This window comes from Enterobacter sp. K16B (genome assembly GCF_020216105.1).
In the GTDB taxonomy this organism is placed as follows: Bacteria; Pseudomonadota; Gammaproteobacteria; order Enterobacterales; family Enterobacteriaceae; genus Enterobacter; species Enterobacter sichuanensis.
The window spans coordinates 1-13,744 of sequence record NZ_JAIWJZ010000037.1; the positions used below are offsets into that span (position 1 = coordinate 1).

At 52.0% G+C, this 13,744-nt stretch carries 18 protein-coding genes; 10 read left to right on the forward strand and 8 right to left on the reverse strand.

The features are described from left to right. Nucleotides 1–123 precede the first annotated feature (123 nt). Nucleotides 124–471, forward strand: coding sequence for a DUF1304 domain-containing protein (locus LDK53_RS09225; RefSeq protein WP_225285694.1), 348 nt, complete (start codon nt 124–126; stop codon nt 469–471). Nucleotides 472–545: 74 nt separating this feature from the next. After that, entirely contained in the window at nt 546–791 is a 246-nt protein-coding gene (locus tag LDK53_RS09230) for a DUF2543 family protein (protein ID WP_155031005.1), read from the forward strand. 70 nt (nt 792–861) lie between these two features. Here the strand turns inward: LDK53_RS09230 and LDK53_RS09235 are convergent, their stop codons facing one another. After that, nucleotides 862–2,370 carry a cyclic diguanylate phosphodiesterase gene (locus LDK53_RS09235; RefSeq protein ID WP_225285696.1) on the reverse strand — a complete coding sequence of 503 codons (1,509 nt, stop codon included), beginning with the start codon at nt 2,368–2,370 and terminating at the stop codon, nt 862–864. Nucleotides 2,371–2,606: 236 nt separating this feature from the next. Here LDK53_RS09235 and LDK53_RS09240 point away from each other — a divergent pair, with 236 nt between their 5' ends. From LDK53_RS09240 to LDK53_RS09250, 3 genes are all read left to right on the forward strand, one after another. Beyond that, nucleotides 2,607–3,677: an EAL domain-containing protein gene (locus LDK53_RS09240; protein WP_225285707.1), complete on the forward strand. Its 1,071-nt coding sequence runs from the start codon at nt 2,607–2,609 to the stop codon at nt 3,675–3,677. A 178-nt stretch (nt 3,678–3,855) separates the two neighbouring features. Continuing rightward, nucleotides 3,856–5,328, forward strand: coding sequence for a diguanylate cyclase (locus LDK53_RS09245; protein WP_412174824.1), 1,473 nt, complete (start codon nt 3,856–3,858; stop codon nt 5,326–5,328). A gap of 284 nt (nt 5,329–5,612) precedes the next feature. After that, on the forward strand, nt 5,613–5,861 hold the full coding sequence (locus LDK53_RS09250) for a GlsB/YeaQ/YmgE family stress response membrane protein (protein ID WP_008500746.1): 249 nt from the start codon (nt 5,613–5,615) through the stop codon (nt 5,859–5,861). Between the two features lie 129 nt (nt 5,862–5,990). Here the strand turns inward: LDK53_RS09250 and LDK53_RS09255 are convergent, their stop codons facing one another. Together LDK53_RS09255 and LDK53_RS09260 are read right to left on the reverse strand one after the other, a co-directional pair. Further along, complete coding sequence (locus tag LDK53_RS09255; RefSeq protein ID WP_049003319.1) at nt 5,991–6,089, reverse strand: YoaK family small membrane protein; 99 nt, start codon at nt 6,087–6,089, stop codon at nt 5,991–5,993. Between the two features lie 45 nt (nt 6,090–6,134). Beyond that, nucleotides 6,135–7,163 carry a sensor domain-containing diguanylate cyclase gene (locus LDK53_RS09260; protein WP_225286140.1) on the reverse strand — a complete coding sequence of 343 codons (1,029 nt, stop codon included), beginning with the start codon at nt 7,161–7,163 and terminating at the stop codon, nt 6,135–6,137. A 308-nt stretch (nt 7,164–7,471) separates the two neighbouring features. Between LDK53_RS09260 and LDK53_RS09265 the strand changes: the two genes are divergently transcribed. After that, complete coding sequence (locus LDK53_RS09265) at nt 7,472–7,726, forward strand: DUF333 domain-containing protein (protein WP_047958296.1); 255 nt, start codon at nt 7,472–7,474, stop codon at nt 7,724–7,726. Nucleotides 7,727–7,806: 80 nt separating this feature from the next. Continuing rightward, nucleotides 7,807–8,112, forward strand: a complete 306-nt coding sequence (locus LDK53_RS09270) for a hypothetical protein (RefSeq protein ID WP_225285711.1) — start codon at nt 7,807–7,809, stop codon at nt 8,110–8,112. Here the strand turns inward: LDK53_RS09270 and LDK53_RS09275 are convergent, their stop codons facing one another. Then, complete coding sequence (locus LDK53_RS09275) at nt 8,113–8,457, reverse strand: DUF488 domain-containing protein (protein ID WP_225285713.1); 345 nt, start codon at nt 8,455–8,457, stop codon at nt 8,113–8,115. Nucleotides 8,458–8,558: 101 nt separating this feature from the next. Between LDK53_RS09275 and LDK53_RS09280 the strand changes: the two genes are divergently transcribed. Further along, entirely contained in the window at nt 8,559–9,266 is a 708-nt protein-coding gene (locus tag LDK53_RS09280; protein WP_225285716.1) for a CTP synthase, read from the forward strand. 31 nt (nt 9,267–9,297) lie between these two features. On the opposite strand, the gene LDK53_RS09285 is transcribed toward LDK53_RS09280, so the two are convergent. Further along, nucleotides 9,298–10,485: a CynX/NimT family MFS transporter gene (locus tag LDK53_RS09285; RefSeq protein WP_225285719.1), complete on the reverse strand. Its 1,188-nt coding sequence runs from the start codon at nt 10,483–10,485 to the stop codon at nt 9,298–9,300. Nucleotides 10,486–10,584: 99 nt separating this feature from the next. Here LDK53_RS09285 and LDK53_RS09290 point away from each other — a divergent pair, with 99 nt between their 5' ends. Next, complete coding sequence (locus LDK53_RS09290) at nt 10,585–11,376, forward strand: AraC family transcriptional regulator (RefSeq protein WP_025758201.1); 792 nt, start codon at nt 10,585–10,587, stop codon at nt 11,374–11,376. On the opposite strand, the gene LDK53_RS09295 is transcribed toward LDK53_RS09290, so the two are convergent. Beyond that, the gene (locus LDK53_RS09295; protein WP_008500737.1) at nt 11,360–11,806 is read right to left on the reverse strand and encodes a DUF441 domain-containing protein; all 447 of its coding nucleotides are present in this window, start codon (nt 11,804–11,806) and stop codon (nt 11,360–11,362) included. The two genes, LDK53_RS09290 and LDK53_RS09295, sit on opposite strands and share 17 nt — an antisense overlap. Before the next feature lie 144 nt (nt 11,807–11,950). Here LDK53_RS09295 and yoaI point away from each other — a divergent pair, with 144 nt between their 5' ends. Further along, nucleotides 11,951–12,055, forward strand: coding sequence for a small membrane protein YoaI (gene yoaI, locus LDK53_RS09300; RefSeq protein ID WP_010430055.1), 105 nt, complete (start codon nt 11,951–11,953; stop codon nt 12,053–12,055). A 21-nt stretch (nt 12,056–12,076) separates the two neighbouring features. Here yoaI and LDK53_RS09305 read toward each other — a convergent pair whose 3' ends face one another. Together LDK53_RS09305 and LDK53_RS09310 are read right to left on the reverse strand one after the other, a co-directional pair. Further along, complete coding sequence (locus tag LDK53_RS09305; protein WP_025758202.1) at nt 12,077–12,577, reverse strand: YbaK/prolyl-tRNA synthetase associated domain-containing protein; 501 nt, start codon at nt 12,575–12,577, stop codon at nt 12,077–12,079. 205 nt (nt 12,578–12,782) lie between these two features. Then, nucleotides 12,783–13,703, reverse strand: coding sequence for a tyrosine-type recombinase/integrase (locus tag LDK53_RS09310; RefSeq protein ID WP_225285758.1), 921 nt, complete (start codon nt 13,701–13,703; stop codon nt 12,783–12,785). Nucleotides 13,704–13,744 lie beyond the last annotated feature (41 nt).

Sequence of the window (13,744 nt, forward strand, 5' to 3'; positions counted from 1 at the left end):
GCTGAAATGTTCAGAGTTTGGCGACGCGATTATCGCGAACATGTAATCCAGATTCTGGGTTAACCTGTAACGGGAGCCTGAGGGTTCCCGTTTTTTTTGCCTCTGCCTGTGGGAGACAACACGATGTTAGCCACCGTCCTTATCACGGTTGTTGCGTTAATTCATCTCTATATTCTGGTGCTGGAGATGTTTCTTTGGAATACCAAAACCGGTCATAAGGCCTTTAATCTGCGTCCCGACTTTGCGCGCGACACCCGCGTGCTGGCCGCAAATCAGGGGCTGTACAACGGTTTTCTGGCGGCGGGGTTGCTCTGGAGCCTCTGGCTTGGCGAAAAAGGTATTCCGGTGGCGATCTTCTTCCTGGTCTGCGTGTTGATTGCCGGACTATTCGGCGCAGTCACCGCCAGCCGAAAAATTCTCTATGTGCAGGCCATGCCCGCGCTCGCAGCGCTGCTTGCGATACTCCTCTGAAGCAAGGCTTTGGTTGCGGGAAGGCGTCCGATATACTGATGCCTTTACCCTTACTGGTTAGAGACGAGACTGTTATGAACAACACTATCCCACTGAAATATTATGACATTGCCGAGGAATACGCGACGGAAGCGGCAGAGCAGGTCGCAGAGTCTGAGCATGATGCGCTGGCACATTATTTTCAGCTGCTGCTCACCCGTTTAGCGAATAATGAGGAGATCAGCGAGGACGCTCAGCAAGAGATGGCCGCAGAGGCCGGGATCCGCGCTACCCGCATTGATGATATTGCGAATTTCCTCAATCAATGGGGAAATGAATAACCTGTCTCAAACACCTTTATGCTGATGCTTTGCCTGACCGCTCGGCATCACGCTATCGGACCACAGTCATTTATTCCGCAGAACATGCGACGCCGGTGAGTCGCTTTGCCAACTCACTGCGGGTGAGTGATTTAGAAAAGTACCATCCCTGGATCAGCGCATCGGGATATCTGTCGGCAATGAAGCGATACTGTATTTCATTTTCCACCCCTTCAAATACCAGGGTTTTATTCAGTTTTGCCAGCGCGTCGCTAAAGATCACAAATATATTTTGCTTATAATGCTCGCTGATGCCATCAACCAGCGACTTATCGATTTTGATCTCATCATATTCGAGCAGCGACAGTCTGGCGAGGTTGGAGTTTTGCACGCCAAAATCATCGATTGATATTTTAACGCCGAGCGCTTTAAGCTCCTGACAAAATCCCTCGAGAATATCGGCGCTGGAAACGGCTTTTTCAGAGAGCTCAATCTTTACCAGGGAGAGGGGAAGGTGATTGGCCAAACAGACTCGCTGCAAAACGTGAATAAACTGGCCGTCTTCAATTTCCTTGCGTCCAACATTAAGTGAGACAATCAGCTGATGTTTATTCGCCAGCGGAGCGATTTCAGAGAGCGATTTTTTGATAATGTTACAATAATATTTTTTATAGAGACCAATCTTCTTAATTAATGGAATGAAAAGCTCCGGGGAGACATCCCCTTGTTTTTGATCGCGCCATCTCGACAGTACTTCTACGCCCACTATTTTTTGATCGTGAATGCGAATAATCGGCTGATAGTTAACGCTGATGGTGTTCGTTAACACGGCTTTAATCAGCGTGCGTTCCAGCGAAAAACGATCTTCATAGAGACGGAAGATAAAGAGCGTTATCGCGACCCAGATAAAATATAAAATGACAGCCAGAAGCGCAAAGATAAACGGGGGTAACGAGGCCAGCCCTGCGTCGTGATGCGTCACAATGACACACAGGTCCCAGAAGGCGCTGCACCGGGTAAGGGTCAGGGTAAACAACGTCGAATGTAGCCAGCTCTGCTGGGTTAACTCAGGGGCGGTGGTAAAAAACGTTCTGCCGAGGTCTTTGGTGGTGGCGCTCAGCGAATAGCTTGCTGTAACCGGGGTGAATTTATCGTAAGCATAGCGGGAGGTGAAAATAATAATATTGTTATAAATTGCCGCATTGCCCGTGAAAAAATCTTTTCTGGAAAACTGCGCCAGCAGAAAGCCTCTCGGCGTTTTATGCAGTTCTGTGGGAAGCGCAACGGGCGTGGCAAGTTTTCCCCAAAACGCGGTACAGACTATTTTTCCATTTTCAATAAAACCGATATCACCGAAATAGAGGCTATCCAGCTTTATTTGTCTGTAGCTATCAAGACTGGATTTATCGCACCCTTGTGTCGTAATACTTTTCAGGGCCAGCGCTACGCTTTGGGAGAGATCTTCTGAATAACGCAAGAGGGTATGGGATATTTCACGCTGTTTGCTCTTCTGTTGACCCACGATAACAGCATTGACCGCATAAAGAGAGAGGAGGACCAGAAGCGTTGAAACGATAGCAACGGCAATCATTTTTTTCATTTTCCAGCGATCCTGTCCACTCCCTGATTGCTCAAATATTAACACAGCCAGGGCAAGGCACAAGCCCGACAGTCGCAGCCTGTGAGCGCTATCAGGCGGATGAACTCATACGAAAGCATCAGTTTTTTAAGATAAATCTCAGCTAAGCTTTTTTTATTGCTATTAAGGTACGCCAGGTTTGCCACAGACTTTTCTTCAGAACTTCCATGCTTGTTTTTTCTAGTAAGGAAAACATCGTGCGCAACGTAACGATCGCTATTGTCAGTACTCTTTTTCTCTTTCTGAGCGGTATTGTGATCGTTAACGGGCAGTTGGCGAAACAGAATAATATTCATACCGCGACAGCCGTCAGTGCGACTCAGGTCTGTACCCGTAGCGGACAACGGGAGTCAGGGACAGAGGCCGCATTAAAACCGCGTCAGCGTGTCGTCATGATCCTGCAGCAGGGATGGCGTCTGATATTGCTCATTCTCGCGCTGTCCGTGACGGTGGGCATTTTAATCCACCGCTACAAGGGAAAAAGCACCTCCATTGAAGACGATCTGCGTAAGGCCATTTTGCAGGGGGAGATTGTTCCCTATTATCAGCCCATCGTAAATGGTGATACCGGCGGATTGTACGGTGTGGAAGTCCTGGCCCGATGGAAACATCCGAAATCAGGCTTTATCCCGCCGGATGTCTTTATCCCGATTGCTGAACGTAGCGGTTTGATTATCCCGCTGACCAAAGGGTTAATGGCGAAAGTGGTTACTCAGCTTAAGCCGCTGTTGTCGAAACTGCCGGACGGCTTTCATATTGGGGTGAACATCAGCGCCAGGCACATCGATGCTCCTTCTTTCATCGGCGATTGCCGCGTGTTCGGCAAAGGGTTTCAGGGGAAAGAAGTCAAACTGGTGCTCGAGGTAACCGAGCGTGAGCCGCTGGTCGATAATCCTCACCTGGTGGAAAACCTCAATCTGCTGCATAAGGCCGGTTTTGTCATTGCCCTGGATGATTTTGGTACGGGCTATTCCGGGCTGTCGTGCCTTAATGCGCTTGCTATTGATTACATTAAAATTGATAAGAGTTTTGTGAACCGGGTGTCAGAAGAGAAGGACTCCACGATCCTGCTGGACTGTGTTATTGATCTCGCGAAAAAACTCTCATTGCGTATTGTGGCAGAAGGTGTAGAAACGAAGGAGCAACTGGAGTATCTCAACCGTAATGAGATTACCCTGTTACAGGGATATTATTTTGGTAAACCCGTCTCCTATATAGACTTTATTAAAATCATTTTATCTAAGCCCAGGGAGGCCGTAAGTCTGTAAAAACCTCGCCCTTTGCAGCGGGCCAGGAATAAGGCGGTCGCCAGGCGGTGAAAAAAGAAATAAAGACGAGCTTCTGTTGTATGCTTAAGTGCAATTCATTTTCCTCTTATCCTGAGCTTTGTTACAGTGACAAGAGTTGTCAGCCAGGGACGTCAGGCGTGATAAGGTGGAATAGCTCGTGCATGTGAAAAATACTTTTTACACAACAACCATTACCGTCATCATTGTCTCCTTGATCATCTCGTTGTCGCTTGCCGTCCAAATTGCCACGTCCAGACAGCAGTCAATCCAGCAAATTAATACCAGCGTCGCTAACCTGAGCCATACCCTTGATGTCTACACTGAGGGGATCATGCGCCAGAGTGAAATGTTAATTACTACCGTTTCCGACATGATCGAAATTTATGGCATGACCGCACAACAGGCGATCAATATTCAGCGGATGATAAACGATCAGGATAATCTTCTTACCCAGATTAATAATGTGGTTGTTTACAATGCCCAGGGCGATATCTTTACCGCATTGCACGAAAGTTTTACCGGGCCGCGTAAAGGCTCGGACAGAAAATTTTTTATCTACCATAAGGAAAATAAAAATCAGCAGATTTTTATTGGTGAGCCGGTGGTAAGCAGAACCAATGGTAAATGGGTGATCACCATCAGTCGGCGCCTTGAAACCCCCTCCGGGGCTTTTAACGGTGTCGTGGTGGTCACGCTGGGTATCGAGAATTTTCTCGCGCTGTACGGACAGATTAATATCGGTCACTCGGGGGTGATTGGCTTAACGACACAATCTGGTGTGCTACTGGTCCGTTATCCTTTTAAAAATACCTATATCGGCACCATTGTTTCTGACTCACCCCTCTTCAGGAAATACCTCAAGGTACAAAATACAGGGATAGCCAGCTCCATCTCGCGGTTTGATAAAATCGAGCGCATTTATGCCTATGAGAAAAACAAACGCTACGGGCTGGTCACCACCGTGGCCGTCAGCATTGATGAAGCTCTCTCTGCCTGGCGCAAACAGGCCATTCAGCTGGCGGTACTGATTTTCGTTTTCGCGGCGATACTCATCGTTGCGTCATGGTTCCTCTATTCCGACTTGTCCCGAAAAGCGCGGGATAACAAAGCGCTAAAAATTATCGCCTCTGAGGATGCGCTGACCGGGCTGTACAACCGCCGCATCTTTGATGAAAGGATCCTCTCGGAAATCGCGCGGTGTGCTGCCCATGACGCGCCGATATCGATGCTCCTTGTGGATGTGGATTACTTTAAAAAATACAACGATAACTACGGTCATCCGGAAGGGGACCGGTGCCTGGCATTGCTGGGTAACAGTCTTCGTGAGAGCCTGACCCGTGATAACCAGACTGTGGCGCGATATGGCGGAGAGGAGTTCGCTCTGATATTACCTGATACGGATATTCAGGAGGCGCTTCGTCTGGCGCAGACCATTATTCGCAATGTCTATTCCCTGCAAATCGATCATGCTTTTAGCCCCTTCAGGCGGGTTACGGTCAGCGTCGGGATTTCCACTGCGCGCGCCGTCGACATCGCAGGCAGCCAGCAGAACCTGATTATTGCCGCTGACCAGGCACTCTACCAGGCAAAACGCGCCGGACGTAATCGTTATGCGTTTGTTGGGCTATGAGCAAAAAAAAAGCCCACTCAGGAGTGGGCAAGAAATACTGGAAGCAATGTGAGCAATGTCGTACTGAATACCTGAGTATTTCTCTCAACTATTCAGTGTTGAGAAAGATAATCTTTCTCAACAAAAGATGCAACCCTACATTTCATGTGGCGCGATCTGGCCGCTGGCTAATCGTTACGCACTCTCTCGTTGTGATGCTTATCACGAATTTCCTTTCTCAGATCCTGTGCTATTCTTTTTTGTGTCGTTGATTTAATGACAAAAACCATACAGAGAGGAACGTTATGGGAATTTTATCCTGGATTATCTTTGGGCTTATTGCGGGTATTCTGGCGAAGTGGATCATGCCGGGCAAAGATGGCGGTGGGTTTATCGTCACCGTAATACTGGGTATTGTCGGCGCGGTAGTCGGCGGCTGGATCAGTACGTTGTTCGGGTTTGGCAAGGTCGATGGCTTTAACTTCGGTAGTTTCGCCGTCGCGGTGATTGGTGCACTGGTTGTTCTGTTTATCTACAGAAAGATCAAAAGCTAAGCCCTGTAAGCGTTAAAAAAGGCTGCCAGATGGCGGCCTTTTTACGTTGCGGGTTTACCACCAGCCAAGCTGCGGGCCGGCGAACGCCGCGAGGGCAACGATCAGCATAATGACGGTTGTTTTGCGCATTTATGCCCCTGGAGCCGCATAACCGCCGACAAAAAACCATGTTAAAAAGACCACCGCCGTTATAAAAATAACGACCGGGAAGAGGATCCCTATTCTCATACCATCACCTGTTTCGGTTTCTATAACGCCGTAGAGTGTACGGGGTTAATCCATAGTGAGAAAGCGTGTTTTGCTTTTTCCTTTCTTATCCTGATACATCGCGACGTCCGCGGCACGTAACGCGCTGTCCGGATCGGTTGCGCCTGGGTCAACTTCGATAACGCCGAGGCTGGCTCCCGGATAGATAATGTGAACACTGCCCAGCCAGTATTCACCGGCAATACAGGCGCTGAGACGCGTTTTGAGCAGGGTGACCTGCGTGATATCGCCTTCACTGTGGGGCTGGCACAGCGACGCCACCAGAAACTCATCACCACCCAGCCGGCCAATGATGTCGTCCTGCTGCTTTCCTTCCGTCAGACGCTTGCCCACTTCAACCAGGAACTGGTCACCGGCTTCGTGTCCATAACGGTCGTTAATCAGTTTGAAATCATCCAGATCGATAAACGCGATGATGGCGTTACGCTTCAGGTGCCGGGCCAGCGAGAACAGGGTGGTCAGATCCTCAAACAGGGCACGACGGTTGGGTAAACCGGTCAGGGCATCGGTATAAGAGTGCGCAATGAGGGCCGCGTTGGCTTCGCGAAGCTGAGTGACCAGCGACTCCTTCTGGATGTACTGGCCAATCAAACCCGCGAATAATCTCAGCACCTGCTCACCGCGCTCGCTGAGGGGTTTCTTCGCCGTGCTGGTGGCGCAGAGCGTTCCGTACAATGAACCATCGGCAAGATGGACGGGAATGCTCATATAGGTAGTAATGCCAAGCGCTTTTGCCGCTTCACATTCAGGCCAGCGTTCGGGGACGTCGTTACTGAACAGGGTATCGCTATCCAGCGCGCGCTTGCACAGCGTTTCATCCCAGGGAACGCTCAACCCTTCGGGGATCGTCATCTGCTTGCTGTTGCGGGCGTAGAGGATATGCTGCAGCCGGGCCTGGATATCAACTTTAGTGAGGTAAGTTGACTCCATGTCGGTCACGATCTCCAGCATCTCCAGTAACTGACGAACGAGGCTTTCAAGGGATTGTTCAGTGGCGAGGGTTTCTGAAACACGGGCAAGGATAATATCCGACATGACGTAGAATGACTCCCAGGCAGAAGACGTCTGCATCTGCATGTTATGCTGAATTTTTAGGCTTCAGCCATAGTAAAACATGAATATAAAAAATTTAATATATGCGCGGGTTGGGGGAGAGGGCGAAAAAAGCCCCGGCGTTGAGGACCGGGGCAAAGACATCTTGATTACGGAATGATGTTCTCTGGTCATATCGAGAACATTCCGCACTATAGGCTGGAAAAGTGCAGTTAAAATGGAGAAATCATGGAGAACGCGGCGCTGGCCCGTTACCCTTAGCCTGTCATGATGTCAAAAGGATCAATAAGATGAGATTTCTGCTTCTGGCCCTTGCGCTACCGCTGGCGGCCTGCACCACAAAAACTCCCCCACCGGATGCGCCTCAGCCACCGCATGCTATCGGGATGGCTAACCCGGCTTCCGTCTACTGTCTGGAAAAAGGGGGGGAACAGATCCCGATCCAGAGCCCACAGGGCGTGCGCACGGAGTGCAAATTACCCGATGGTAAAGTGATCGATGAATGGGACCTCTACCGTCGCGATCACCCGCAGCCCGCCAGGTGACAGCGGGCCCGGGATTGCGATACACTTCTCTTTAGGATTATTCTTAGCCAGTTTCTGGCCATCGTTATCGTGAGAGAAGTATGTTTCAGCTTAAACCGGGCAGCATGGCGTTGATCGTGGGTGCCCGCACGGTGTCAGGCCGTCGTAATATTGGTAAATCTGTTGAGTTATTTGGCCTTTGCCAGCCCGGCCTGCGCTTCGTTAACCCGGTTAACGGTGTGATGACACAATTACCCGCCACGGCAGATCGCGCACTTTGGCTGGTGACGGGTGATATCTACGCCTTTGACAATCAGCATGGCTTTGCGTTTGTTCGCGCCGAACATCTGATGCCGCTCAACCCGGATGAAGCACCGCAGATTCTCGGTGAACTCACCGTCAGCTGATTACAGATGGCGCAGCCAGTCAGCTAAGACCTGTGCGTGATTTTGTTCCGTGTTTTTGGCAGCAAACAGCAGCGTGACGGCCTGCTTTTTGGCCCGCACCGCCAGACGCATGCCGTCGTCCACATGCTGCGCCAGCTCTTCCCTATAGGCCTGACTGAAGGCCGCGAAATCAAGAGTTTCGCTGTGAAAGGCCTTGCGTAATTCATTCGACGGCGCGAGCGCTTTACACCATTCATCATAGGCGAGGTCCGTTTTTTTAACCCCGCGTGGCCACAGTCGGTCCACCAGCACCCGGTAGCCGTCCTCCGGGCTAGCCTGTTCGTATACCCGTTTGCATTGAATCATGATCCCACCCTCCTAATTTAATGTATTGTGATAACTGCAAAAGATCGGTAGTCTGAGGTTCCTTATGTTATCTGATAATTCTCTGGCATAAGGAACCTTTCATGGAACACCTCCCGGTTAAAACGACGCTGCGCATTGCGCTGGTTGGCGACTACAATCCCGCTGTTATTGCGCATCAGGCGATCCCGTTGGCCATTGACGATGCCGCTGCCGTCCTTGACCTCACCGCCGATTACGACTGGCTTGCCTCCACGGAGCTCACCAGCCCGGAAGATCTGGTGGGCTACGATGCCATCTGGCTGGTTCCTGCAAGCCCCTATAAAAACACGGAAGCTGCTTTTATCGCCGCGCGCTACGCCCGTGAAAACGGCATTCCGTTCCTGGGCACCTGCGGTGGGTTCCAGCATGCGTTGATCGAGTATGCCCGTAATGTATTGGGCTGGAGCGATGCGGCACACGCTGAGACGGATACCGAAGGCACTATGGTGATTGCGCCGCTCACCTGCTCGCTGGTGGAAAAAACCGATGCCATTGAACTGCGTAATAATACGCTGATTGCGAAAGCGTACGGCAAGCCGGAAATTGAAGAGGGATATCACTGTAATTATGGCGTGTCGCCGGCGTTTGCCCAGGCGCTGGAGAGCGGTGATATGCATGTCACAGGCTGGGACGATCAGGGAGAAATTCGTGCCGCGGAACTGGTTACCCACCCGTTCTTTGTGATCACCTTATTCCAGCATGAGCGGGCTGCGCTGGAAGGCCGTCCGGTGGTGCTGGTACAGGCGATGCTGCGCGCGGCCCGCGGATAAAAAAGGCAGACCCGAGGGTCTGCCACCCTGTTTAACGGGGCGCGATCTCCCGGTCTCGCCCGGCCAGCATGCCGCAGACGGCCATGATCACAGCGGCCAGCGCGCAGCCCAGAAGCGGGAGACGCCAGTCTCCCGTGGTATCATGAATTTTCCCCATTACCGGCGGGCCGCAGGCCGCGAGCAGATAACCAATCGACTGTGCCATGCCGGACAGCGCCGCCGCCTGATGCGCAGAGCTGGCGCGCAGACCGATGAACGTCAGACCGAGGATCATCGTTGCCCCCGTACCAAAGCCAAACACCAGCGTCCACATTACCGCCAGCTCAGGCATAAACCACAGGCCCGCCGCACTCACCGCGCACATCAGCGCCACCACGCCGGCGATGCCCCGCTGATCCTTCAGACGGTGGAGGATCAGCGGAACGGCAAGACCCGGTACCGCCGTGGCCAGCTGTAAAAGTCCATGCACCGAGCCGGCCTGCGCTTCGCTGTAGCCGTGGCTGAGCAGTATCGCCGGCAGCCAGCCGATGATGACGTAGTAAATCAGCGAGTTGAACCCCAAAAAGAGCGTCACCTGCCAGGCGAGAGCCGAGCGCCAGATGGCGCGGTTATGCAGCGCGCCAGCGCCCGTGACCGTCGCGGCGTGTTCCTGACGCCACTGCGGCAGCCACAGCAGCAGCGCGAGCAGTGGAAATACCATCAGCATCAGCAGCGCGCCATGCCAGCCCGCCGCCCCCTGCGCCAGGGGAACAATCAGTGCCGAGCCGAACGCCGCCGACACGCCCATCGTCAGGGAATAGGCACCGGTGAGTTTCGCCACCTGGCCGGGAAAGTCACGTTTAATTAACCCGGGTAACAGTACATTGCCGAGCGCAATGCCGCAGCCTATCACCGCCGTTCCAGCGAAAAGCGCAGCGGCGGAGGGCAGGGAGCGCACGGCAATCCCGGCGCAAATCAACAGCAGGGCGATAAACAGGCTGCGCTCCATGCCGATGCGCCGGGCCACACCGGCTGCAAGCGGCGAGACCAGAGCGAAGGCCAGCAGCGGCAGGGTGGTCAGCAGACCGGTTTGCGCCGTGCTTAAGCCATAATCAAGACGAATAGTATCGAGCAGCGGGGCTGCCCCGGTAAAGGTGACGCGAAGCGTCGTGGCAATCATCAGGATGCCTGCGATCAGCAGCACGCCGTGTTTTCCTGAGGTGCGAAGTGCAGTAGTCATTTTGTTCTCATACGTTCAAGCGAGTGCACACCATACCGATTTTCGCGGCGGTTGAAATCAGGCTAAAATGACAGTTTATCGCTAAAATCGGACAACCTGATGATTGGTCTGGGACTGGACGGCTACGATCCTGATAGCCAGCACGATGCGGCCGTCGCATTTCGCATTCGCGTGGTGGCAGAGGAACAATATATTCCGCTTCATCACCACCGCAAGGGACAGCTAATTCTGGCACTTGGCGGGGCGATCACCTGCGAAGTGGAAAATGCCATGCTGATGGTGCCGCCTCAGTATGCCGTCTGGATCCCCGGCCAGATGCCACACAGCAACAGAGCCACGCCGGGGGCACAACTCTGCTTTCTGTTCATTGAACCGGGGACCGCGCGGTTGCCCGACCGCTGCTGCACCCTGAAAATCTCTCCGCTGGTACGGGAATTGATTTTATCGCTGGCAGAAAAATCACGTGAACAGCTGCACCTTGCGGCCACCTCGCGGCTGGTGAATGTCCTGTTTGATGAGCTGCCGCTCCAGCGCCAGGAGCATCTGCAACTGCCCGTCTCACCCCATCCCAAAATCCGGCTGATGAGCGAGAAGATGGCGGAAGAGCCGGCGGCCTGGCAGACGCTGGCGCAGTGGGCAAGCCACTTTGCCATGAGCGAACGCAACCTGGCACGGCTGGTGGTGAAGGAGACCGGCTTGAGCTTTCGCCGCTGGCGTCACCAGCTGCAGTTGATTGTGGCGTTACAACATTTGATTAGCGGCAAATCAGTGCAGCAGGTGGCTCAGTCACTGGGCTATGACTCGACCACCGCGTTTATCACCATGTTTAAAAAGGGGCTGGGTCAGACGCCGGCGCGTTATATGGCCAGCCTGACTACGACTTCCCGATAAACAGCGAGACAAGACCCGCCGCAATCAGCGGGCCCACCGGAACGCCGCGAAAGAGCGCCACACCCAGCACGGTGCCCACCAGCAGGCCCGCTACCAGCGAGGGCTGGCTGCTCATCAGCGTGACGCCGCGTCCCCCCAGCCACGAAACAAAAATCCCCACCGCGATCGCCACCAGCGATTTCCAGTTGACGAACGAGTGCAGCAGCGTTGAGGCGGGAAGGGTACCGCTGGCGATGGGCGCCATCACCCCAATGGTTAAAATGATGATCCCGATGGTCAGCCCTTGTTTTTCTATCCACGGGAAAAAGGTATTGAGCGGCGTTACGCGCACAATGATAAGCACCAGAATCGAGATGGCGACGGTAGTGTTATGGCTGATAAAGCCGAGCGCGGCGAGCGCCAGCAGAATGAGCAGAGTCGGGTCAAACATAGGGGAATCCTTGCCAGAAAAATGATCCTGCTTACTGTACGCGGAAAAACGGTGGACAGGTTTAAAAAGATTTTTATCGCTGTCATAACCTTGTCATTTACGCGGATTAAAACGAAGGGAGATATCGCAAAAGGGGTCGCCATCATGAACGATCACATGTTTGTCGAAACGCTGATTATCTCCTCATCGTTTTTCGCCATCGCCGTTATTCTGGTCGCTTCCGTGCTGTTTCTGGAAAGAAAAGGCTGACAGGAGCGCCAGCCAGCGCGGTCAGGCTCTGTGGAACGTCACCAGTTCTGGACGGGCGATGCGCAGGTAATCCTGGGTGTCCATAATCACGGATTTCTCCAGCAGACCGGCGTTAAACGCGATTTCGTCAACGCGCTCGAACAGCAGCGGGTCGGCTACCAGCGCCAGATCAGGATGGAAGCTAAAGGGCGGGATGGCACCAAACACGCAGGCGGTGAGAGCATCGACCTCGGCCGGGCTGGCGAGAGAGGCTTTCAGCCCACCAAAATGGCTGGCAAGCTGGCTCAGGTCGGCTTGCAGATCGGCGGCCAGGATCGCCAGAACGTGTTTTTTTACGCCGTTTCCCTTCACTTTGCACACCAGCGCTTTTGCCCCCTGGCGCAGTTCGGTCCCGCGAATTTCACTTACCGCTTCGCATTTTCCGACCGCCTCATGCTCCATGACGCGAAACCGTGCGCCCTGCTCGGTGAGTAAAGTAATCAGTTGCTGATGGGTTCCTGCCCCAATAACGTCGTCAGTCATAACGCTTTCCCGGTGAAAATCCAGTAGGTAGCTTTCTACATTAGCACGGGATGTACGGGGTCGAAAGAAAACAGCCAGCGGGTTCGCTGGCTGCTGAATTATGCGTTGCTGGTGGCGGACTGCTTATGGAGCAATTCGCTAAAATCTAACTCACTGAATTTAATTCATAAAACTCTTTCCCCAAAACATCCCCAAAACTCCCTGTTTAAATCACAACTTTTTTCCATTCCAGACCACGATCATCTCCAGACATTACGCTCATTGCTTCGGTTTTATGCCCTAAAAGAGTTTTGACATTTATATCCTGAGCTTTGTAGGTTCTTGATGAAAGCGAGCGCTGTTCATGAAACGGAGAGAGGGCAGTGCAATCCTTAGGCCAGGTAATATTTGCTTTATCTCTTGCCTCCTTAAAATATCTTGATATTGTTTTTTCGGGAACGTGAGATCCCGCTTTACCGTAAGCGTGATGCTTAACATGGTGGATCAGATAAGGGCTCACTACTCTATCGCGACACTTACTAATAACATCAGCCAGAGTCAACCCGATTGTATCGCACCTTAAATTTAAAGGGATAGCTAACTTCATCCCGGTTTTATTTTGGGTAACATGAAGGTGATTATCCCAAATGTCACTAAACTTCATCTCGACTATGTCACCTATCCTTTGCCCGGTTACTAAAGCCAAAAGCATAGAATTTTGAGCGCAAGGCGGCAAAGAGCCTGCGCTTTCAAAAATCAACTTCCATTGTTCAATGCTAAGTCTGCTTCGTTTCACTTTGGCTATTGGATTTTTTACAGCCAACGCTGGGTTGTAGCCAGGATCAACCTCGCCAGCATGCTGCGCCTCTTTGAACACCTCGTTTAGTACACTTCTTATCAGTTGGCCCATTCTGTGCTTTCCCTCTGCCTTATATTCATCAATAATTTTTGCAATGAGTCTTGTATCAACATCCTTCAGGCGAAGGTTTGGCACTCTGTCTGCGAGAATCTGAGAACATAATCGTCTGGATTTTACAGTAGGTTTTTTTATCTCACCGTCACGAAACCTTTCCATCTGAATTTCGATGTATTTTTTAATCCACTCAGAAACACGTATACCTTGATCCTTTTTCCCTGAGCTCTTCATTGCCATATCAATCAGAGCATAAGACTGCTGTGTTTCTTGTT

Excerpts from the sequence above, each read along its gene's own strand:
- LDK53_RS09225 (WP_225285694.1), top strand. The coding sequence starts at position 124 with ATGTTAGCCACCGTCCTTATCACGGTTGTTGCGTTAATTCATCTCTAT.
- LDK53_RS09230 (WP_155031005.1), top strand. The coding sequence starts at position 546 with ATGAACAACACTATCCCACTGAAATATTATGACATTGCCGAGGAATAC.
- LDK53_RS09235 (WP_225285696.1), bottom strand. The coding sequence starts at position 2,370 with ATGAAAAAAATGATTGCCGTTGCTATCGTTTCAACGCTTCTGGTCCTC.
- LDK53_RS09250 (WP_008500746.1), top strand. The coding sequence starts at position 5,613 with ATGGGAATTTTATCCTGGATTATCTTTGGGCTTATTGCGGGTATTCTG.
- LDK53_RS09255 (WP_049003319.1), bottom strand. The coding sequence starts at position 6,089 with ATGAGAATAGGGATCCTCTTCCCGGTCGTTATTTTTATAACGGCGGTG.
- LDK53_RS09260 (WP_225286140.1), bottom strand. The coding sequence starts at position 7,163 with ATGTCGGATATTATCCTTGCCCGTGTTTCAGAAACCCTCGCCACTGAA.
- LDK53_RS09265 (WP_047958296.1), top strand. The coding sequence starts at position 7,472 with ATGAGATTTCTGCTTCTGGCCCTTGCGCTACCGCTGGCGGCCTGCACC.
- LDK53_RS09270 (WP_225285711.1), top strand. The coding sequence starts at position 7,807 with ATGTTTCAGCTTAAACCGGGCAGCATGGCGTTGATCGTGGGTGCCCGC.
- LDK53_RS09275 (WP_225285713.1), bottom strand. The coding sequence starts at position 8,457 with ATGATTCAATGCAAACGGGTATACGAACAGGCTAGCCCGGAGGACGGC.
- LDK53_RS09280 (WP_225285716.1), top strand. The coding sequence starts at position 8,559 with ATGGAACACCTCCCGGTTAAAACGACGCTGCGCATTGCGCTGGTTGGC.
- LDK53_RS09285 (WP_225285719.1), bottom strand. The coding sequence starts at position 10,485 with ATGACTACTGCACTTCGCACCTCAGGAAAACACGGCGTGCTGCTGATC.
- LDK53_RS09290 (WP_025758201.1), top strand. The coding sequence starts at position 10,585 with ATGATTGGTCTGGGACTGGACGGCTACGATCCTGATAGCCAGCACGAT.
- LDK53_RS09295 (WP_008500737.1), bottom strand. The coding sequence starts at position 11,806 with ATGTTTGACCCGACTCTGCTCATTCTGCTGGCGCTCGCCGCGCTCGGC.
- yoaI (WP_010430055.1), top strand. The coding sequence starts at position 11,951 with ATGAACGATCACATGTTTGTCGAAACGCTGATTATCTCCTCATCGTTT.
- LDK53_RS09305 (WP_025758202.1), bottom strand. The coding sequence starts at position 12,577 with ATGACTGACGACGTTATTGGGGCAGGAACCCATCAGCAACTGATTACT.
- LDK53_RS09310 (WP_225285758.1), bottom strand. The coding sequence starts at position 13,703 with ATGAAGAGCTCAGGGAAAAAGGATCAAGGTATACGTGTTTCTGAGTGG.